Origin of the sequence: Borreliella carolinensis (genome assembly GCF_032595855.2) — a bacterium.
In the GTDB taxonomy this organism is placed as follows: domain Bacteria; phylum Spirochaetota; class Spirochaetia; order Borreliales; family Borreliaceae; genus Borreliella; species Borreliella carolinensis.
The window spans coordinates 488,829-508,309 of the sequence record NZ_CP132453.1; the positions used below are offsets into that span (position 1 = coordinate 488,829).

The window sequence follows — 19,481 nt, forward strand, 5'->3', positions numbered from 1 at the left end:
TATTTTATGCATGTTAATGAACTTATTTTTTATGTTTTTAGTGTTCTTTTTCGAGTTTTTTTTAGTTGTTAAATTTAGCATTATTGTAAAGCCTTATTTGCAATTTATATTGATTTTTATGATGATTGTTTTTGCTGTTTTTGCGGGGTATTTTGTGTCAATTTTTATTGTAAAAAGTTTTCTTATTAAGTTGTTTGAACTAGATCAATAAAAAGAGAGGCTTTGTGTCTTTAAGGGTTTTAGTTGCTGGGGAGATTGTCGGCAAAGCTGGGATTATTGTTATAAAGTCCTTTTTATCATCCTTTAAGGCTGAAAAAAAGATCGATTTTGTAATATCTGGCAATAATTTTACTACAGGTTTAAGGGGTCTTGGCAAGAGACATGCTTTTTTATTAAAAAAGTATGGAATTGATGTTTTGACTTTAGGTGAAAATGCTTTTGCAAGGGCTGATTTGTCTGATGATCTTGATAAGTATAATTTTATTTTAAAACCTTTAAATTGTCCTGCAAAATTAAAAGGATATTCTTATTTTATTTATAATATTAATGGCAAAAAATTGGCTGTGATTAGAATTGTAGGTCAAACAGGAATAACTAAATATAAATTTAATCATCCTTTTTATAGTTTTGATTTTTTTTATCAAAGAATCAAAATGCAAACAAATAATATTATTGTTCTTTTTGATTCAAATACTACAGCCGAAGTTAATGCTTTGTTTTTTTATTTAAAATCAAAAGTTAGTGCTTGTCTTGGAACCGGGAAAAGGATCTTAACAGCTGATTTAAGAATTTTAGATAATACTGCTATTATAACTGATTTGGGCAGAGTTGGGAGTTTGAACAGTGTTATTGGATATTCTCCTGATTTAGAGGTAGATAAATTTTTGAAAGGATTTTTAAATCAGAGATTTGATGAATCTTGGGAAGGTCTTGGTTTTAACGGCGTTTTAATTGATATTGATGAAAATGGACATTCTTTTTCTGTAGAGACTGTCAGAGAATATATAGATTGTAAGTTGAGTTTAAAAGATATGGATATTGTTTGATATTTATATTTTTAGATATTTTTAAATTTTAATAATCTTATCTGTGTGATTTAATTTTATTAAGTTTTTATGTATAGGAGGATGTATTGTGTATAGCTATATTGTAGAAGGTGGTTATAAGATAGGTGGTCAAATTACAGCTAGTGGGAATAAGAACGCTGCTTTGCCTTGTATTTTAGCTGCTTTGCTTACCGATGAAGAGGTTATTTTAGAAAACATTCCTAATATTAATGATGTAAAAGTTGTTTTAGATATTTTAAGTGATATAGGGGCAGATATTGTAAGAGAGGGGAATACTTTAAAAATAAAAGTTTTAAATATTGTAAAAACAGAAATAGATTCCTCTCTTACGGATTTAATTAGGGCTTCCATACTTTTATTAGGACCTTTTGTTTCTCGGTTTGGGGAAATAGATATGGCGCTTCCAGGAGGGGATGTAATTGGAAAGAGGCGGCTTGATACTCATTTTTACGGACTTTGTAAGTTGGGGGCCAAATTAATTACAAAAGACGGAAGAATTGTTTTAAAGGCTAACAAGCTTGTTGGAGCTGAAATGTTTTTAGATGAAGCTTCAGTTACAGCTACAGAAAATATCATTATGGCTGCAGTTCTTGCTGAGGGAAATACTGTTATTATGAACGCTGCTTGTGAGCCGCATGTTCAAGACTTATGTAATATGTTAAATTCAATGGGTGCTAATATTTTAGGAATTGGTTCGAATATTTTAGAAATAAGAGGTGTTAAAAAATTAAGTGGGACTGTATTTAGAATAGGGGCCGATTTTATGCAAGTTGGTTCTCTAATTAGCCTTGCTGCATTAACAGGGGGTGAGCTGGAAATTAAAAAAGCAGATCCCCATCATTTCAGATTAATTAGGTATGTATATTCAAGGCTTGGAATTAATTTCGAATATGACAGGGAAAATGTATATGTAAAAGATAAACAAGAATTAAAAGTTAAGTTAGATTTTGGTGGACATATTCCAAAAATTGATGATGGTCCGTGGCCGGCCTTTCCAACAGACCTTATGAGTATTATTATAGTCACCGCAACTCAAGTAGAAGGCACGGTTTTAGTTTTTGAAAAAATGTTTGAATCTAGGATGTTTTTTGTAGACAAATTAATAAAAATGGGTGCTCAAATTGTGCTTTGCGATCCGCACCGTGTAGTAGTTACGGGTAAATCTTCTCTTAAGGGCAATGTTTTGTCTTCTCCGGATGTGCGAGCGGGAATGTCTCTTCTTATTGCGGCTTTTGTTGCTGAAGGTCGCAGCGAAATTCAAAATGTTTATCAAATTGAAAGAGGATATGAAGATGTAGCTAGCAAATTAATTAATTTGGGTGCAAAAATCAAGAAAGTTAAAAGTCAATAGCTTGTTTTGGGCTTTATTATATGTATGATTTATGGACAATGTTTTTAATAGAAGATAAAGATAAAGTATTAAGAGATTGAATTATGAATGAAAATATATTACATTAATTTTTATTGTTGGGATTTTTTGTTATTTTATTTAGTTCATCTGTAATTTAAAAGATTATTAGATTTTTAGTATTTTTATCTAATATTGTTAATTTTTTTATTTTATAGTTTAAAGATCTTAGCGTAAAAAATAATATTGAAAGATTGATAAAAATTTGAATAGAGGTGTTTCTGATTTTGAATTTTTGTTTTTATAATATTAGTTAATTTTTAAATAAAGTATTTATTTTTCTGCTTTAATTTGTAAGAATGGTTTTAATTTTTCTGTTTTTGGTTATGATTTTTTTGGTGTTGCAGGTTAATAGGTTTTATTTATATCTTAGTCATTTAATGCATACCATATTGACTGTTAATGGTTTTAACATTGTATATTAATATTTAATTTTTGAAATTAAATATTAAATACTTTTTTCTTACTGATGAATAAATTTGAGTTTAGATTTTTTATAAAAAATATTTTAGATAAGGATAAAATTTTATGTCTACAAATAAGATTAAGACTAGAGAATTAATATTAAATGGCAATTTATATAAGGTTCTTTTTTTAATAAGTTTTCCTATTGTTATAACCAATATTATTCAAGCTTTTTATGATCTTACCGACATGTTTTATGTTGGCAAGCTTGGAGCCATGCCTTTGTCAGCACTTTCGCTTGCTGGTCCTGTAAATTTTTTTATTATGGCTATTGCTATGGGAATGGCTACAGGAAGCATTTCTTTGATGTCAAAATGCATAGGAGAGGGAAATTTTTCTCGTTTTTCAAGGTATGCAGGGCAACTTATTGCTTTAAACCTTGTTTTATCCTTATTTGTTACTATTTGTGCTTTTTTTTTTATTGATCATCTTTTAGATTTGTTGGGTGTAAAAGGTGGGCTTAAAGAGCTCTCAAGAGTTTATTTTTATGTGACAATTTTTGGAATACCTATTATGTTTTTGAGTATTTCAATTACATATATTTTAAATGCTCAAGGAGAAACTATCCTTTCAATGATAATAGTTATATTTGCTAATATTGTCAATTTTATTCTTGATCCAATTTTAATATTTAGTTTTAATATGGGCATTACTGGGGCTGCTTGGGCCACTTTATTTTCAAAATTGTTAACCGTTGCTTTTTATTTATTTTTGACTTATAGGCTAAATTATGGATTAAAAATTTATCTGAAGGACTTAATGATAGATATAAGATCCATTAAAGAAATTGTTAATCTTGGATTACCTTCAACTTTTGGACAAATAATGGTTTCGTTGTCTTTTTTTATTTTCAATTATATAGTTATTGATATTAGCTCGAAATTTCTGGCTGCGTATGGACTTACAAACACCATTATTTCTTTTTTATTTCTTCCTGCTATGGGAATCGGTACCGGAGTTATTTCAATTGTTGGTCAAAATCTTGGTGCCAAGAAAATCAATAGGGTGGGAGAAGTTTTGAAAAAAGGGTTTTTTATTTCTTTAGCAATTTTATTAATAATAAATTCAATTGTTATTTTTAATAAACAGTTTATACTAAGGCTGTTTACAAATGATTTAGAAGTTTTAAATTATGCTAATAATTATTTATTGTTAACAACTATTGGTACTTTTGGATATGGATTGCAGCAGGTATTTTTTGGAGGACTTATTGGGTCTGGCAGGACAAAAATTGCAATGATTGTTATTTTTATTAGGTTGTGGCTTATTCGTCTTCCAGTAGTTTTTATTTTTCAATATTTTGGCATAATTGAAAATTCCTTAGGTTATGCTTTTATAATTTCAAATTATTTAGCAATTATAATTTTAGTTGCAGTTACTTGCACTCGTTATTGGGCTAAGCCTATTTTAATTAAAAAATATAAATAGTAATGAAGATTTATATATGTATTTTACCAAAGTAAATAGCTGATTTGTTTTCAATAATTTTAATATTTTAGTTTTAAATCATTTATTTTTGTTATTGTTTTTCAAAGATATATAATGTGTTTTTTCTTTTGGTGTTGATTTTAGTTTTTAAATGGAAAGTTTTTGTCTCAAGTCCATTAAGTTTTTCTCTAATTAATTCACCTGTTTTGCTGCCTTCTTTAAAAATTGCCAATGAATTTGCATTTATATCTTCTGTGCTTTTGTTTTTAAGAGTAATTATTAGATTATTTTTGCTGTCGGATTTGTAGTTTACTATTTCTATTTTTTTGTTGGTTTTTATAGTGCTAATAAGATAGGTAATTTCTTTTGCATTTTCTTTTGATTTTATTGTACTTGTTTTCATGCAAGATGCAAAAACAATTAAAATGCCAGAAATTGCAAGTATTAGTAGTAATTTAAGCTTAAATTTTTGAGCTTTCACCATTTTTATTATATTTTTTTATTTGAGTAGTGTTAACCTTTTTGATAAATAAATGTGTGTGATCAATTTTAAATAGCTGCTAGATTTCAAAAACTATTTACTATTGCTTTGAATTTTGTGCTTTTCTTTAATGAATATAAAGTTTATGTCAATTTTTGATGCTATTGTATGTGTGGTTAATTGAGTTTAAAAGTTCAAGCGTATTGACTATATTTTATAAAATGTGTAGAATTTTAAAGCTATTAAAATTTTTTAGAAAAACACGTGTAGTGCGGGTCAATTTCTAAAAATTGATTTTTTTATTTTTTTGATTATTTGTAGCTATTTTCTTATTTAAATAAGAAAAAATTCGTTTAAAATTTTTTAAAGAAATTAAATGTAAGTAGCTATTTAGAATGTGAAATTTAGGAGGTTAGTCATGGCAAAAGAAGTTTTTCAAAGAACAAAGCCACACATGAATGTTGGAACAATAGGTCATGTTGATCATGGTAAAACAACATTAACAGCGGCTATTAGTATTTATTGTTCAAAAGTAAATAAAGATGCAAAAGCATTAAAATATGAAGATATTGATAATGCGCCCGAGGAGAAGGCAAGAGGAATAACAATTAATGCTAGACATATTGAGTACGAAACAGCTAATAGACATTATGCTCATGTGGATTGTCCAGGCCATGCTGATTATATAAAAAATATGATTACAGGAGCAGCTCAAATGGATGCAGCTATACTTTTAGTTGCTGCCGATAGTGGTGCTGAGCCTCAAACAAAAGAACATTTGCTTCTTGCTCAAAGAATGGGAATAAAGAAAATAATAGTTTTTTTAAATAAATTAGACTTAGCAGATCCTGAACTTGTTGAGCTTGTTGAAGTTGAAGTTTTAGAGCTAGTTGAAAAATATGGTTTTTCAGCTGATACTCCAATAATAAAGGGTTCGGCTTTTGGTGCTATGTCAAATCCAGAAGATCCTGAATCTACAAAATGCGTTAAAGAGCTTCTTGAATCTATGGATAATTATTTTGATCTTCCAGAAAGAGATATTGACAAACCATTTTTGCTTGCTGTTGAAGATGTATTTTCTATTTCAGGAAGAGGTACTGTTGCTACTGGGCGTATTGAAAGAGGTGTTATTAAGGTTGGTCAAGAAGTTGAAATAGTTGGTATTAAAGAAACCAGAAAAACCACTGTTACTGGTGTTGAAATGTTCCAGAAAATTCTTGAGCAAGGTCAAGCGGGGGATAATGTTGGTCTTCTTTTAAGGGGAGTTGATAAAAAAGATATTGAGAGAGGACAAGTTTTGTCAGCTCCGGGTACAATTACTCCACATAAAAAATTCAAAGCTTCAATTTATTGTTTAACTAAGGAAGAGGGCGGTAGGCACAAACCATTTTTCCCAGGATATAGACCACAGTTCTTTTTTAGAACAACCGATGTTACTGGAGTTGTTGCTTTAGAAGGCAAAGAAATGGTTATGCCTGGTGATAATGTTGATATTATTGTTGAGCTAATCTCTTCAATAGCTATGGATAAGAATGTAGAATTTGCTGTTCGAGAAGGTGGAAGAACTGTTGCTTCAGGAAGAATCCTTGAGATATTGGAATAGGTTAAGAAACTTTAAGGATATATTAAATACTCTCTAAAGTTTAGGAGAATAAATTGATTGCTAAAGATAAGATACGCGTAAGATTATTTAGTTTTGATGTTAAAATATTAGACCAGAGTGCCGAATCTATTGTTAAAGCTGTTCAGAAGGCCAAGGCTCAGATTAAAGGCCCAATTCCTTTGCCGACAAAAATAAAAAAATATACTGTTTTACGTTCTCCTCATGTCAATAAAAAATCAAGAGAGCAATTTGAGATGAGAACTCATAAAAGGCTTATTGATATCTTAGAGCCCACTTCTGCTTTAATGGATTCTTTAATGAAATTAGAGCTTCCAGCGGGTGTTGAAGTAGATATTAAGCAGTAAATGATATTTTAAGTATATGAATTTGAGGTGTTTTAATGTTGGGATTGATTGGAAAAAAAGTTGGCATGACTCAGATATTTCAGAAAAATGGCATTGTGGTTCCTGTTACTGTTATAGAGTTTCAGCCCAACTATATTATAGGGAAGAAAACAGTCGATAGAGATGGTTATAGCGCTCTTATAGCAGGTTCTGTTGATCTTAAGAATTCTAAAGTTTCAAAGCCTATAAAAGGTCAATATAAAAGTTTAAAAGATATTGAGCCTAAAAAATATGTGATAGAGCTTAAGGGGCTTGATGGGTATGATGCTGGTGATGAGATTAAAGTTGATGTTTTTAAGTCAGTTAAGTATGTAGATGTTACAGGTACTACTAAAGGCAAGGGTTTTCAAGGGGCTATGAAAAGACACAATTTTAGTGGTGGGCCATCTTCTCATGGATCAAAATTTCATAGACATCTTGGTGGAACAGGACAAGCTACTACTCCCGCAAGAACATTTAAAGGAACCAAAATGGCTGGTAGAATGGGTGGAAATCAACAAACTATTCAAAATCTTGAAGTTGTTTTAATTGATGAAGAAAATAGAGCCCTTCTAGTAAAAGGGGCTGTGCCTGGTGCTAAGGGTTCTTTTGTTGTTGTTAAGAAATCTAAAAAGTAGGTATTTAGTATGGAAAGAAAAGTTTTTTCTAAAGATGGGAAAGAGATTGGAACTATAAATTTGGATGATAGAGTTTTTAATATAGAAATTAGTCATGGGTCTATTTATAATGCTATAAAAAATGAGTTGTCTAATCTTAGGGTTGGAACATCTTCAACTAAAACCAGATCAGAGGTTAGGGGGAGCTCTAAAAAGCCTTGGAAGCAAAAAGGAACTGGTAGAGCTAGAGTTGGTACAAAGCGAAATCCAATTTGGATTGGTGGAGGCATAGCATTGGGACCAAAGCCTAGAGATTATAGCTATAGACTGCCTAAAAAGGTGAAAAAGCTTGCATTTAAGTCTGTATTAAGTTTGCGGGCTGCTGATGAAAATAGTTTTAAAGTTATTGAGAATTTTAATATTGAATCTGGAAAAACTAAAGATCTTGCCTTAATAATAAAAAACTTTGCAAGTTTTAATGGTAAGGTGGTTGTTCTTTTGGGCAATGATGATCAGATGATAAAAAGGGCCGGTAAAAATATAAGAGATTTAAAGATTTTATCTTTTGATAAACTTAGGGTTGTTGATTTGTTTTATGCTAAGAATTTAATAGCTTTAGAATCTGCTGTTAACAAGCTCAATGAGTTTTACATTAAATAAAAAGGATGTTGAGGATAAGTATGAAGGCTTATGATATAATAATTTCACCTATGCTTACTGAAAAAACTAATACTCAAAGGGAAAGTATTAATGTTTATGTTTTTAAGGTTAATAAAAGGGCAAATAAAAAAGAGGTTGGTGCAGCAATAAAAGAACTTTTCAATGTTACTCCAGTATCGTGTAATTTGCTCAATATTAAAAGTAAAGCCAAGGTTGTGGTGTCTAGAAAAGGGTATCCTATAGGTAAGGGAAAAACTTCTTCATGGAAGAAGGCATATGTTTATCTCAAAAAAGAAGATAAAATAGATATTTTTTAGTGGTTTTGGAGAAAAATAAATATGGGTATTAAGACTTATAAGCCAAAAACTTCTTCTTTGCGCTATAAGACGACTTTATCTTTTGATGATTTGAGCAAAGGTAATGATCCTTTGAAATCTTTAACAAAAGGTAAAAAATTTAAATCGGGCAGAGATTCTTCTGGTAGGATTAGTGTTAGAAGAAGAGGTGGTGGGCATAAGAGAAGGTATAGGTTGATTGATTTTAGTCGAAGGGATAAATTTAGCATTCCTGCTCGAGTTTCGTCTATTGAATATGATCCTAATAGAAGTGCTAATATAGCTTTACTTGTTTATAAAGATGGAGAAAAAAGATATATTATTTCTCCTAAAGGCATTAAGGTTGGAGATGTTTTGGAAAGTGGTCCGAATGCCCCAATTAAAATTGGCAATGCCTTGCCTCTTGAAAATATTCCTATTGGAAGAACTGTTCACAATATTGAGCTTAATGTGGGAAGGGGTGGGCAGCTTGTAAGAAGTGCTGGTGGATATGCTATGATACTTGCTTCTGACGGGAATTATGTCACTGTAAAATTATCATCTGGTGAGATGAGGTTGATTTTTAAAAAATGTATTGCAACAATTGGTGAGATTGGAAATGAAGATTATGCCAATATTTCTATAGGGAAAGCTGGTAAAAGTAGGTGGCTTGGTAGAAGGCCCAAGGTTAGAGGTGTTGCTATGAATCCTGTTGACCATCCACATGGTGGTGGTGAAGGAAAAACCTCTGGAGGTCGCCATCCCGTGTCTCCTTGGGGACAGCCTACTAAGGGCTATAAGACTCGTAAGAAGAAGAGATATTCAGATAAGTTTATTATTAAAAGAAGAAATAAATAGGAGAACATAGTGGCAAGATCTATTAAAAAGGGGCCTTTTATAGAAAAGAGTCTTTATCAAAAAGTTTTATCATCTTTTGGAAGTGATAAGAGGGTTGTTATTAAAACTTACTCCAGATCTTCAACAATAATTCCTGAAATGGTAAGTCTTACTATATCTGTTTACAATGGCAAAACTTTTATACCTATTTATATTACTGAGGATCTTGTGGGGCATAAGCTTGGCGAGTTTTCACCTACAAGGATTTTTAGAGGGCATGCTAAGTCAGACAAAAAGGGAAGGAAGTAGGTAGTTATGTTGGTAAATAGAAGATATACAGCAAGGGGCAAAAATTTGCCCTCTTCTCCAAAAAAAGTTAGGCCAATAGCTGACAATATACGGGGAGAGTCTTATATTAAAGCTATTGCAGTGCTTTGTTCTATGCCTAATAAAGGAGCTAAGCTTTTAGAAAAAGTTGTTAAATCAGCAGCATCAAATGCGATGTATCACAATAAAAATCTTTCCGAAGACATGATATTTGTTAAAACAGTTATGGTTGATGATGGGCGTCGTCGTAAAAAGATTTGGCCTAGAGCCAGAGGTAGGGCTGACAGGCTTGTTAATAGAAATTGTCATATTTTTGTTGAAGTTGATGAAAAAAAAGATATTAAAGGATAAAGCATGGGCCAAAAAGTACATCCATATAGCTTAAGGGTAAAAATTAATAAAGATTGGAAATCAAAATGGTATTTTGATAAAAAATTGTATTCTGCAATTCTTCATGAAGACTTTTTAATAAGGCGAGAAATTATGAAGTTTCTTAAAGGGATTAAATTTGATATTTCTGATATAGAAATAATTAGAAATAATCCTCAAAAAGTAACAGTAGTAATTGTTACTCCAAGGCCTGGTTCTGTGATAGGGCTTAAAGGTTCTAATCTTGAAAAAATTGGCCAATTGTTAACTAAAAAAATTTCTAAAAAGATTAGCATTAAGATTAAAGAGGTTAAAAGACCAGAGCTTGATGCCCAAATTATTGCTAATGGAATTGCAAAGCAAGTAGAAAATAGAGCGTCTTATAGAAAAGTTTTAAAATCATCCCTTGCTTCTTCTATGTTAAAAGGTGCTCAAGGGCTAAAAATTAAGATTGCTGGTAGACTTGGTGGGGCAGAGATTGCTCGAAGCTTTGAGGTTAAGGAAGGTCGGGTTCCTTTGCATACTCTTAGAGCTAATATAGATTATGGATTTTCTGAGGCTCAAACCACCTATGGCATTATTGGAGTTAAGGTTTGGTTATTTAAAGGTGAAGTTTTGGGAAGGCAAACTAATTCTGATGCTGGTCAGGTAATAAATAAAAAGCCTTTTAGGGAAAGAGGCGATGCTGTTAAAAATTTTGATAAAATTTTAAATAATAAAGAAAAGACTAATGAAAAGCAAACCAGGCTTTTGAATAAAAAAGATGGACCATCTAAAGATGAAGTAGATCTTTTGAATAAAAAAAAACCTAATTCGTCTTTTTCTAAAGAAAGAGACGATTTTAGTGAGCAGGATATTGGAGGATAATTAGATGTTAAGTCCAAAAAAGGTTAAATATAGAAAGAAGCAGAGAGGAAGATTGTCTAGAGAGGCTCAGAAGGGCAATAAAATTTCTTTTGGTGAATATGGACTTGTTTCTTTGGAAACAAATTTTATTACTGCTCGTCAAATTGAGGCTGCTCGTATTGCAATGACTCGTAAAATAAAAAGAGGTGGAAGGGTTTGGATAAGAATATTTCCCGATATTCCTTATACTAAAAAGCCAGCTGAAACTAGAATGGGTAAGGGCAAGGGGGGTGTTGATCATTGGAATGCCCCTGTTAAGCTTGGTACTGTTATGTTTGAAATGTCAGGAGTTGTAGAGGAGCTTGCTCAAGAGGCTATGTCGCTTGCGAGTTCTAAACTTCCAGTAAAAACCATGTTTGTTGTAAGGCGAGATTTGAGGTAATTATGTTAAAAAATTTTAAAAATTTTACTCTTGAGGACATGAAGGCTAAAAGGCTAGAATTAAAGAAAGAATATTTAGATTTAAGGTTTAAATCTGTTGTTGGGCATGTTGAAAATCCTTTAAAGAAAAGAGAGATTAGACGTGATATTGCAAGGCTTAATACAATAATTTATGAATATGAATTAGGTATTAGAAAGGTTTAGATATGGCAAGAGAAAATAAAAAAGAATTAATTGGTAAAGTTGTTAGTGATAAGATGTCTAAGACTATAGTAGTAGAAATTGTTCAAAGAAAGATGCATCCAATTTATCACAAGTATTTAAAGATTAGTAAAAAAGTTAAAGCACATGATGAAAAAGAAGTTTCAAAGGTTGGCGATAAAGTAAAAATTATTGAAGTTCGACCTATTAGTAAAGACAAAAGATGGTCTCTTGTTGAGGTTTTAGAAAAATTAAAATAGTTTTGATTTTTCTAAAGGAGGTTGATTATGATTCAGATGCAGACTTATTTAACAATTGCGGATAATACTGGTGGCAAGGTGGCTCAATGCATTAAGGTGCTTGGTGGTAGTAAAAGGCGTTATGCCAAAATTGGGGATATAATAACTATTGTAGTAAAACAAGCAATTCCTAATTCTTCTGTTAAAAAAGGAGATGTTTATAAAGCCGTAATTGTTAGAACTTCTAAAGAAGTAAGACGCAAGAACGGGACTTATGTTAGGTTTGATGATAATGCTTGTGTGATACTTGATGCTAATTTAAGTCCTAGGGGCAAAAGGGTATTTGGACCTGTTGCAAGAGAGCTTAGGGATGCTAATTTTATGAAGGTAGTATCATTAGCCTCAGAGGTTATATAGCAAAAGGGGGTTTTGTGAAGACAAAGTTGAAGATAGGAGATAGCGTAAAAATTCTTTCTGGAAAAGATAAGGGAAGAATAGGTAAGATTGCTAGTATAAATAGAAAAAAGAATAAAGTTATTGTTGAGTCTTGCAATATGGTTAAAAAAGTCATTAAAGCTAGGACGCCCCAAGAAAAAGGCAGAATAATAGATAAAGAGGCCGCTATAGATATTTCAAATGTGATGATATTTGTTAAGGGAACTTCTTCAAGATTAGGCATTAGATTTGAAAATAATGAAAAAATAAGGTATCTTAAAAAAAATGGACAGAGGATATAGAGTTTATGAATTATGTTCCTGAATTGAAGAGGTATTATAAAGACAGCGTTATAAAAGAGCTTGTTAAGGAATTTGAATATAAATCTATAATGCAAGTTCCCAAGCTTGAGAAAATAGTAGTTTCTGTAGGCGTTGGAGAGGCCGTTAGAAATAAGAAGTTATTAGATTCTGCTGTTTTAGAGCTTGCTCAGATTACTGGTCAGAAAGCGGTAAAGACAAAAGCAAAAAAGGCAATAGCTGGGTTTAAAATTAGACAAGGACAAGAAATAGGCGCTAAAGTTACACTTAGGGGTAATGCGATGTATGAATTTTTATATAAGCTTATTCATTTAGCATTGCCAAGAGTTAAGGATTTTAGGGGAATCAATGGGGATGCTTTTGATGGTAATGGAAATTATTCTTTTGGGATAGCGGAGCAAATAATATTTTCTGAGATAGACTATGATAAAATAGAGAGAATATCTGGTTTGAATATTACAATTGTGACAACAGCTTCAAATGATAAAGAAAGCAAAGCTTTGCTTTTGAAATTTGGAATGCCGTTTAGTAATTAGGGGATTTATAAGGTATATGGCAAAAAAATCAATGATTATTAGGGCTTTAAGAAAGCCTAAGTATAAAACAAGGCAAAATAATAGATGTAGGTTGTGTGGTCGTCCAAGAGGATATTTGAGAGATTTTTGTATGTGTCGAATATGTTTTAGAAAGTATGCGTCTGAAGGATTAATTCCTGGCGTTTCAAAATCAAGTTGGTAAGGGAATTTTATGGCGATTACTTATTCAGTAGGAGACATGCTAACTAAATTAAGAAATGCAAGTAGAGTTAGGCATGGATCTGTAGATTTAAAGATGTCTAATATGAATAAATCAATATTAAACATTCTTAAAGAAGAGGGTTATATTAAGGATTTTAATTTTTTAGAAAAGGAAGGAATTGCTTTTATTAGGGTTTTGCTAAAGTATGACAGCAAAAGAAATCCTGTTATAAATAAAATAGATGCCATTTCCACTCCTGGTAGAAAAATTTATTCTTCATATAAAAATATGCCAAGGATAAAGAATGGATATGGAATATTAATTATATCTTCTTCTCAGGGTGTTATTACTGGCAAGGAAGCTAAAGATAAAAAAATAGGTGGTGAGTTGATTTGCTCAGTTTGGTAGTTTAATAGGGGGATGTATGTCACGTATTGGAAGACTTCCAATAAAGATTCCAGATACTGTTAAGGTTGATGTTAAAGACAACTTAGTAATAGTTGAAGGTATTAGGGGAAGATTGGTTCAAGATATAAAAGACAGTATTAATGTTAAAGTTGAGAATGGTAGTGTTATTGTTGACCGAGTTGTTAGTGATAAAAAAGCAAAAGCTTACCACGGTCTTTATAGAAGTTTAATTTTTAACATGGTAAAAGGAGTGACTGAAGGATTTTCTAAGTCTCTTACTATAAATGGTATAGGATATAGGGTAGAGCAACAAGGCAATAGCCTTTTTTTAAGCCTTGGTTATTCAACTCAGTTTGAATATGTTGTTCCAGATGGTATTAGTGTAAAGCTTGACGGAAATACTAAAATTTCTGTTGAAGGGATAGACAAGTTTAAGGTTGGTCAGGTTGCTGCTGAGATTAGAAGTTTAAAAAAACCAGAGCCATATAAAGGAAAGGGCATTAAATATGATAATGAACTTATTAGAAGAAAAGTTGGAAAATCTGGTGTAAAAAAATAAATTTTGGGTTGGTAGTTATGAAAAAAATAAAAGAAGCAGAACAGAGAAAGCTTAGACGTAAAAAAAGAATAAAGGACAAAATAGGGCGTGGAATAGCTAGTAGGCCGCGAATTACCATATTTAAATCTAATAGGTATTTTTATGCACAAGTTATAGATGATACTAAGGGGCATACTGTTGCAAGTATTTCTACTATTGAAAAAAGTCTTAATTTAGGCAAAAATATTGATGATGTAAAAAAACTTGGAGAAGTTCTTGCTAAAAGGCTTAAGGAGAAAAATATAAATAATCTTATTTTTGACAGAAATGGTTATAAGTATCATGGGCTTATTGCAAGTTTTGCAACTTCTTTGAGAGAGTTTGGTATTAATATTTAAGGGAGTGTATTTATGGTAGATGTTCAGGCTCAGAGAAAGCAGATAGAAAAATTAATATCACTCAATAGAGTTACTAAGGTTGTTAAAGGCGGGAGAAGATTCTCTTTTGCTGCTTTTATGGTTGTTGGAGATGGAGAAGGACATGTTGGTTGGGGCTTTGGTAAAGCTAATGATGCTAGTGATGCAATAAAAAAAAGTTTAACAAGTGCTAGAAAAAATTTAAGATTTGTTCCTATTAGAAAAGGAACATTGCCACATGAGGTTCTTGGTTGCTTTAAAAAAGCTAAAGTTTTAATCAAGCCGGCTACTCATGGTACTGGTGTTATTGCGGGGGGTCCTGTTCGTGCTGTAATGGAGGCTTTAGGAGTGCATGATATTTTGAGCAAATCTCTTGGCTCTAATAATTCTATGAATGTAGTAAAGGCGACTTTTAAGGCATTTGATTTAGTTTTGAATGCTGAAAAAGTGGCAGAAATGCGAGGAAAAACTTTGAAAACTTTATGGGGTTAATGTATGATTAAAAGGAAATTAAGATTACAACTAAAGAAAGCTAGGTTTAATGCTTCAAGGTCTAGGTCTAAGAATAAATGTTTTATTAGAAGAATGGAAAATAATAGAAAAATTATTTCTAAAAATAATATTAATGTGCAAGTTTTTCTTGTAAGAAGTCTTATTGGGAAATTAAATAAAAAAGTCAAAGTTTTAAAAGCATTAGGTTTGAATAAAATAGGCGATAAAAAGGTGCATTTTTTAAATGAATCTATTAAGGGCATGCTTAACGAAACTATTAATATGATTTTAATAAGCGAGGTAATGTAATGTTTAACCTGTTAAAGCCTAAGGGAGCTAGCAAGCGACGTAAAATTGTTGGCAGAGGTCCGGGTTCAGGACTTGGTAAAACTTCTGGGAGAGGTCAAAAGGGTCAAAAAGCAAGAAATACTTCGCCAAGACTTGGATTTGAAGGTGGACAGACTCCTCTTTATAGAAGGTTGCCAAGAAAAGGTTTTTCTAATAATGATTATAAATTGGAATATGCAATTGTTAGTCTTGGAGATATAGATAAAAAATTTAAGGATGGACAAGTTGTCAATTATGATACTTTGCTTGAAAATAAACTTATAAAAAAGAAAAATAAAGAAATTAAGATTTTGTCTAATGGTAGGCTTACAAAAAAAGTTTCTTTTGAGGTTTCTAAAATTTCTAAATCGGCTGAAAGCCTTGTAATAAAAATTGGCTGTACTATTAAATTGGTTTAAAGTGGAATAAAAATGAAAGAATTGTTTTTAAGTTTATTTACCGTTAAGGATTTGAGAAATAAGTTCTTATTTACTTTGTTTGTTCTTTTTCTTTTTAGAGTTGGTTCATATTTGCCGATACCGGGAATAGATTCTGTAGCTCTTAAAAGTTATTTCAAGTCGCAATCAGATTTTTCAATTGCTAATTATTTTGATTTTTTTTCAGGGGGAGCTTTTAGTAATTTTTCTATCTTTATGCTTAGTATAGGGCCCTACATTTCAGCATCTATTATTGTTCAACTTCTTATTTATTCTTTCCCTTCTTTGAAAAAAATGCAAGAAGGGGATGGTGGGAGACAAAAGACTAAAAAATATACAAAATATTTAACAATAGTTGCAGCTGTAGTTCAAGGATACGCAACAAGTCTTTATGCTAAAGGTATTCCGGGTGCTGTTACCATTCCCTTTTATAGATATATATTTATTGCTATTTTAACAGTTACTACGGGAACATTTATCCTTTTGTGGTTTGGAGAGCAAATTAATCAAAGAGGTGTAGGCAATGGAACATCTTTGATAATTTTTTCTGGCATAGTGGTTAGACTTCAAGCAGCTTTGTTTAATTTATTCCAAAGTATGCAGGATCCCTCTCAAAATGTTAATCCTGTTTTTGTTATACTTATTATAAGCATATTTGTTTTGGTTGTTATATTAATTATATATGAATACAAGGCTCAAATGCGAATTGCTATTCATTATGCTAGGGCAAATTCTAATAGCACAGTTAGTTCGTATTTACCAATCAAGTTGAATCCATCGGGCGTTTTGCCTGTTATTTTTGCCTCTGTTTTAATTACCTTGCCTTTACAAATTTTAAGTGGTTTCGCAGAAACTTCTTCTATAGCTAGGCAAATTTTATCTTATTTAAGGCCCAATGGTTTTTATTATACTTTTTTGAATGTAATTTTGATAATTGGATTTACATATTTTTATTCTAAGATTCAGCTAAGTCCTAAAGATATAAGCAATAATATTCGTAAGAATGGGGGTGTTATTCCAGGAATAAAGTCTGATGAGATGGAAAAGTATTTAGATGAAATTATGAATAAAACTTTATTTTCAGGATCTATTTTTTTGTCAATTATTGCAATTATTCCATTTTTAGTGCAAAATATTTTTAGATTTCCACACGATGTTTCTAGGATAATGGGGGGGTCTTCTTTGCTTATTATGGTAGGAGTTGCTCTTGACACATTAATTCATATTGATGCTTATTTGAAAACTCAGGGATTTTCTCATGGAAATAGAAAGAATTATGCATTTTTGCAAAAAATTTAGGAGTGTTTGATTATGAAAGTTAGAGTAAGTGTGAAGCCAATTTGTGAAAAATGTAAGGTTATAAAAAGAAAAGGTGTATTAAGAATTATTTGTGATAATTTAAAGCATAAACAAAGACAAAAGTAAAAATTAGGAGAAATGAAATGGCTAGAATATCGGGAATAGATTTACCAAATAATAAACAATTAAAGATAGCGCTTACTTCTATTTATGGTATAGGTAGAACAAGAGCTTTGGAAGTTTGCAATAAATCAAGTATTTCTCCAAGCAAAATTGCTAAAGATTTAGACAATGATGAGGTTAATCGACTTAGGAAGGTAATTGAGAGTGATTATGTTGTAGAAGGGAAACTTAGAAGTGAAGTTGCAATGTCTATTAAAAGACTTATAGATATAGCGTGTTATAGGGGTGTTAGGCATAGAAAAGGACTGCCTTTGAGAGGCCAGAGAACTAAAACGAATGCAAGAACTAGAAAAGGAAAAAGAAAGACTGTAGCTAATAAGAAAATAGCTAGCAAATAAAATAGTTTTTAAGATTTGGAGGGTAAGTTGAGCGCAAAATTATCAACTAATAGTAAAAAAAAAATTAAGAGAAATATCGGAGAAGGAAACGTTTATATACAAGCTACTTTTAATAATACCATAGTTACTGTATCTGATATAAAGGGGAATGCTTTAGCGTGGGCAAGTGCTGGTGGAATGGGTTTTAAAGGGGCTAAAAAGTCAACCCCATATGCTGCTCAAATAACAGCAGAGTCTGCTTTAAATAAAGTTAGAGATTTTGGAATTAATTATGTTCATGTGTATATAAAAGGGCCAGGCATTGGCAGAGAATCTGCAATAAGAGCTATTGGTTCGATTGGTATGACTGTAAAATCGATTTCAGATATTACTCCAATTCCTCATAATGGATGCAGACCGAAAAAAACCAGACGAGTTTAGCTAGAAGGAGTTATGATGTCTGTGGAAAAATTTTTGAAAGATTTCACTATACCTGAAAAAATTGAATTTTTGAAAAGCCAGGGTGATGGATCTTATGGTAAATTTACGATATATCCTTTTGAAAGAGGCTTTGGGATTACTATAGGTAATACTTTAAGGCGAGTGTTACTTTCTTCTATTGAAGGATATGCTATTACTGCTATGAGAGTTCAGTCTAATAATAAAGACTCTTCGTCAAAGGTTGTTTCAAGTGAATTTGATTTGATTCCTGGAGTTTCTGAGGATACTCTTGAGGTTATTGCTAATATTAAAAATATCCATTTGAAACTTGGAGAAGGAGAGCAAAGCAAGACAATAAGCTTTAGTGTTAGTGGCAAAGATACCAATGTTTTGAAAGCTTCTCATTTTGAAAGAGATGGAGTTGAGGTTTTTAATAAAGATTTAGTTATAGCCACTTTATCACATGATGTGAATTTAGATCTTGAATTTCAAATTAATTATGGTAGAGGCTATGTGTCTTCTGAGCAAAATGCTAAGTATTTAGAAGAAATTAATGTTATTGCTTTAGATTCTATATTTTCTCCTATAGAGAAAGTTTCGTATTCTGTAGAAGATACTAGGGTTGGGCAAAGGTCAGATTATGACAAACTTGTAATGGAAATTTGGACTACTGGTGTGATTTCTGCCAAAGATGCCATCAAAAAGGCTGCATCAATAGTAAGAGAGTTTTTATTTCCCCTTGTTGATTTTGAAGACAATGTTAATACATCTTTTGAAAAATCAAAATCAGAAAGTTCTGATTTACTTGATATGAGTATTGAGAAATTAAATTTGTCAGTCAGATCTTTAAATTGTTTAGCCAAAGAAAATGTTAGAACTTTGGGGGAACTTATTAGCAAAAGTGCAGAAGAGCTTTCTAAAGCTAGAAATTTTGGGAAAAAAAGTTTAGAAGAAATAATTGAAAAACTTGGTTCTTATCGATTATATTTGGGAATGTCTAAAGAAGATGCTCTATCTGTATTGAGTAAAAATGTTAAAATATCTGAATAAAAGGAGAGTTTAGACTGTTTCATGAAAACAAAATTAGGTTTTAATAGATTAAGTAGGAAGGCCAGTCATAGAAGAGCACTTTTAAAAAATATGGTAATTTCTTTTTTTAAGTATGAAAAAATTTCTTCTACTAAGGCAAAATTGTTTGAAGTTAAAAGATTTGCTGAAAGATTAATTACAAGGGCAAAAGTTGATACTGTGCATAATAGGCGAGAATTATCAAAATTTATACATGATAAGTATATTTTAAATAAGCTGTTTACCAAAATTTCTCCTGTTTTTAGACAAAGAAGTGGTGGGTATACTCGGATGATTAAATTAGGAAAAAGATATGGAGATGCGGCTGAAATGGCTATCCTAGAATTAGTTGAAAAGCCTTTAAAAGTTGAATAAT

The 19,481-nt window shown here is 31.3% G+C and carries 33 protein-coding genes; 32 read left to right on the forward strand and 1 reads right to left on the reverse strand.

Annotated elements, in window-relative coordinates:
• Nucleotides 1-31 precede the first annotated feature (31 nt).
• The 4 genes from QIA46_RS02355 (at nt 32) to QIA46_RS02370 (ending at nt 4,368) form a co-directional block, all read left to right on the forward strand.
• Nucleotides 32-211, forward strand: a complete 180-nt coding sequence (locus QIA46_RS02355; protein WP_071983435.1) for a hypothetical protein — start codon at nt 32-34, stop codon at nt 209-211.
• Between the two features lie 13 nt (nt 212-224).
• Entirely contained in the window at nt 225-1,046 is an 822-nt protein-coding gene (locus QIA46_RS02360; protein WP_317268305.1) for a TIGR00282 family metallophosphoesterase, read from the forward strand.
• A gap of 88 nt (nt 1,047-1,134) precedes the next feature.
• On the forward strand, nt 1,135-2,418 hold the full coding sequence (murA, locus tag QIA46_RS02365) for a UDP-N-acetylglucosamine 1-carboxyvinyltransferase (RefSeq protein ID WP_317268306.1): 1,284 nt from the start codon (nt 1,135-1,137) through the stop codon (nt 2,416-2,418).
• 585 nt (nt 2,419-3,003) lie between these two features.
• Nucleotides 3,004-4,368 (forward strand): MATE family efflux transporter, encoded by a 1,365-nt coding sequence (locus tag QIA46_RS02370; RefSeq protein WP_317268307.1) that lies wholly within the window; start codon nt 3,004-3,006, stop codon nt 4,366-4,368.
• Nucleotides 4,369-4,459: 91 nt separating this feature from the next.
• Here the strand turns inward: QIA46_RS02370 and QIA46_RS02375 are convergent, their stop codons facing one another.
• Nucleotides 4,460-4,849 (reverse strand): hypothetical protein, encoded by a 390-nt coding sequence (locus QIA46_RS02375; RefSeq protein WP_301341974.1) that lies wholly within the window; start codon nt 4,847-4,849, stop codon nt 4,460-4,462.
• A gap of 418 nt (nt 4,850-5,267) precedes the next feature.
• Between QIA46_RS02375 and tuf the strand changes: the two genes are divergently transcribed.
• The 28 genes from tuf to rplQ are packed head-to-tail and all read left to right on the forward strand — an operon-like array spanning nt 5,268 to nt 19,480.
• Nucleotides 5,268-6,452 carry an elongation factor Tu gene (gene tuf / locus QIA46_RS02380; RefSeq protein ID WP_014023706.1) on the forward strand — a complete coding sequence of 395 codons (1,185 nt, stop codon included), beginning with the start codon at nt 5,268-5,270 and terminating at the stop codon, nt 6,450-6,452.
• 53 nt (nt 6,453-6,505) lie between these two features.
• Entirely contained in the window at nt 6,506-6,817 is a 312-nt protein-coding gene (gene rpsJ, locus QIA46_RS02385) for a 30S ribosomal protein S10 (protein WP_002557068.1), read from the forward strand.
• Nucleotides 6,818-6,852: 35 nt separating this feature from the next.
• On the forward strand, nt 6,853-7,473 hold the full coding sequence (rplC, locus tag QIA46_RS02390; protein ID WP_317268308.1) for a 50S ribosomal protein L3: 621 nt from the start codon (nt 6,853-6,855) through the stop codon (nt 7,471-7,473).
• A 9-nt stretch (nt 7,474-7,482) separates the two neighbouring features.
• Nucleotides 7,483-8,112 (forward strand): 50S ribosomal protein L4, encoded by a 630-nt coding sequence (gene rplD / locus QIA46_RS02395; RefSeq protein ID WP_014023708.1) that lies wholly within the window; start codon nt 7,483-7,485, stop codon nt 8,110-8,112.
• 20 nt (nt 8,113-8,132) lie between these two features.
• Nucleotides 8,133-8,429 carry a 50S ribosomal protein L23 gene (rplW, locus tag QIA46_RS02400; RefSeq protein ID WP_316257262.1) on the forward strand — a complete coding sequence of 99 codons (297 nt, stop codon included), beginning with the start codon at nt 8,133-8,135 and terminating at the stop codon, nt 8,427-8,429.
• A 21-nt stretch (nt 8,430-8,450) separates the two neighbouring features.
• Nucleotides 8,451-9,284: a 50S ribosomal protein L2 gene (gene rplB / locus QIA46_RS02405; RefSeq protein ID WP_317260279.1), complete on the forward strand. Its 834-nt coding sequence runs from the start codon at nt 8,451-8,453 to the stop codon at nt 9,282-9,284.
• 9 nt (nt 9,285-9,293) lie between these two features.
• On the forward strand, nt 9,294-9,572 hold the full coding sequence (rpsS, locus tag QIA46_RS02410; protein ID WP_014540695.1) for a 30S ribosomal protein S19: 279 nt from the start codon (nt 9,294-9,296) through the stop codon (nt 9,570-9,572).
• A gap of 6 nt (nt 9,573-9,578) precedes the next feature.
• A complete protein-coding gene (gene rplV / locus QIA46_RS02415) occupies nt 9,579-9,941 on the forward strand; it encodes a 50S ribosomal protein L22 (RefSeq protein WP_071983452.1) in 363 nt (120 codons plus the stop codon).
• Nucleotides 9,942-9,944: 3 nt separating this feature from the next.
• Complete coding sequence (rpsC, locus tag QIA46_RS02420; protein WP_317268309.1) at nt 9,945-10,826, forward strand: 30S ribosomal protein S3; 882 nt, start codon at nt 9,945-9,947, stop codon at nt 10,824-10,826.
• Nucleotides 10,827-10,830: 4 nt separating this feature from the next.
• Nucleotides 10,831-11,247 (forward strand): 50S ribosomal protein L16, encoded by a 417-nt coding sequence (gene rplP / locus QIA46_RS02425; RefSeq protein ID WP_317268310.1) that lies wholly within the window; start codon nt 10,831-10,833, stop codon nt 11,245-11,247.
• Between the two features lie 2 nt (nt 11,248-11,249).
• Complete coding sequence (gene rpmC / locus QIA46_RS02430; RefSeq protein WP_014023713.1) at nt 11,250-11,450, forward strand: 50S ribosomal protein L29; 201 nt, start codon at nt 11,250-11,252, stop codon at nt 11,448-11,450.
• A gap of 2 nt (nt 11,451-11,452) precedes the next feature.
• A complete protein-coding gene (gene rpsQ, locus QIA46_RS02435; protein WP_317268311.1) occupies nt 11,453-11,707 on the forward strand; it encodes a 30S ribosomal protein S17 in 255 nt (84 codons plus the stop codon).
• Nucleotides 11,708-11,734: 27 nt separating this feature from the next.
• A complete protein-coding gene (gene rplN / locus QIA46_RS02440; RefSeq protein ID WP_002557079.1) occupies nt 11,735-12,103 on the forward strand; it encodes a 50S ribosomal protein L14 in 369 nt (122 codons plus the stop codon).
• A gap of 14 nt (nt 12,104-12,117) precedes the next feature.
• A complete protein-coding gene (rplX, locus tag QIA46_RS02445) occupies nt 12,118-12,423 on the forward strand; it encodes a 50S ribosomal protein L24 (protein ID WP_014023715.1) in 306 nt (101 codons plus the stop codon).
• Nucleotides 12,424-12,428: 5 nt separating this feature from the next.
• Nucleotides 12,429-12,977 carry a 50S ribosomal protein L5 gene (gene rplE, locus QIA46_RS02450; RefSeq protein WP_317260282.1) on the forward strand — a complete coding sequence of 183 codons (549 nt, stop codon included), beginning with the start codon at nt 12,429-12,431 and terminating at the stop codon, nt 12,975-12,977.
• A gap of 16 nt (nt 12,978-12,993) precedes the next feature.
• Nucleotides 12,994-13,179 carry a type Z 30S ribosomal protein S14 gene (locus QIA46_RS02455; RefSeq protein ID WP_317268312.1) on the forward strand — a complete coding sequence of 62 codons (186 nt, stop codon included), beginning with the start codon at nt 12,994-12,996 and terminating at the stop codon, nt 13,177-13,179.
• Between the two features lie 9 nt (nt 13,180-13,188).
• The gene (rpsH, locus tag QIA46_RS02460) at nt 13,189-13,587 is read left to right on the forward strand and encodes a 30S ribosomal protein S8 (RefSeq protein WP_184107264.1); all 399 of its coding nucleotides are present in this window, start codon (nt 13,189-13,191) and stop codon (nt 13,585-13,587) included.
• A gap of 16 nt (nt 13,588-13,603) precedes the next feature.
• Complete coding sequence (gene rplF / locus QIA46_RS02465; protein WP_317268313.1) at nt 13,604-14,146, forward strand: 50S ribosomal protein L6; 543 nt, start codon at nt 13,604-13,606, stop codon at nt 14,144-14,146.
• Nucleotides 14,147-14,163: 17 nt separating this feature from the next.
• The gene (gene rplR / locus QIA46_RS02470; RefSeq protein ID WP_317260284.1) at nt 14,164-14,523 is read left to right on the forward strand and encodes a 50S ribosomal protein L18; all 360 of its coding nucleotides are present in this window, start codon (nt 14,164-14,166) and stop codon (nt 14,521-14,523) included.
• 12 nt (nt 14,524-14,535) lie between these two features.
• The gene (gene rpsE, locus QIA46_RS02475) at nt 14,536-15,033 is read left to right on the forward strand and encodes a 30S ribosomal protein S5 (RefSeq protein WP_014023720.1); all 498 of its coding nucleotides are present in this window, start codon (nt 14,536-14,538) and stop codon (nt 15,031-15,033) included.
• A gap of 3 nt (nt 15,034-15,036) precedes the next feature.
• Nucleotides 15,037-15,342 (forward strand): 50S ribosomal protein L30, encoded by a 306-nt coding sequence (gene rpmD, locus QIA46_RS02480; RefSeq protein WP_014023721.1) that lies wholly within the window; start codon nt 15,037-15,039, stop codon nt 15,340-15,342.
• Nucleotides 15,342-15,779: a 50S ribosomal protein L15 gene (gene rplO / locus QIA46_RS02485; RefSeq protein ID WP_317268314.1), complete on the forward strand. Its 438-nt coding sequence runs from the start codon at nt 15,342-15,344 to the stop codon at nt 15,777-15,779. The genes rpmD and rplO overlap by 1 nt, the downstream gene beginning before the upstream one ends.
• Before the next feature lie 12 nt (nt 15,780-15,791).
• Nucleotides 15,792-17,096, forward strand: coding sequence for a preprotein translocase subunit SecY (gene secY, locus QIA46_RS02490; protein WP_317268315.1), 1,305 nt, complete (start codon nt 15,792-15,794; stop codon nt 17,094-17,096).
• Between the two features lie 12 nt (nt 17,097-17,108).
• Nucleotides 17,109-17,222, forward strand: a complete 114-nt coding sequence (gene rpmJ, locus QIA46_RS02495) for a 50S ribosomal protein L36 (RefSeq protein WP_002557090.1) — start codon at nt 17,109-17,111, stop codon at nt 17,220-17,222.
• A gap of 17 nt (nt 17,223-17,239) precedes the next feature.
• Entirely contained in the window at nt 17,240-17,617 is a 378-nt protein-coding gene (gene rpsM / locus QIA46_RS02500; RefSeq protein WP_317268316.1) for a 30S ribosomal protein S13, read from the forward strand.
• 27 nt (nt 17,618-17,644) lie between these two features.
• Nucleotides 17,645-18,037: a 30S ribosomal protein S11 gene (rpsK, locus tag QIA46_RS02505; RefSeq protein WP_002557092.1), complete on the forward strand. Its 393-nt coding sequence runs from the start codon at nt 17,645-17,647 to the stop codon at nt 18,035-18,037.
• 15 nt (nt 18,038-18,052) lie between these two features.
• Nucleotides 18,053-19,087 carry a DNA-directed RNA polymerase subunit alpha gene (locus QIA46_RS02510; protein WP_317268564.1) on the forward strand — a complete coding sequence of 345 codons (1,035 nt, stop codon included), beginning with the start codon at nt 18,053-18,055 and terminating at the stop codon, nt 19,085-19,087.
• 21 nt (nt 19,088-19,108) lie between these two features.
• A complete protein-coding gene (gene rplQ, locus QIA46_RS02515) occupies nt 19,109-19,480 on the forward strand; it encodes a 50S ribosomal protein L17 (protein ID WP_014023726.1) in 372 nt (123 codons plus the stop codon).
• Nucleotide 19,481: the final 1 nt, after the last annotated feature.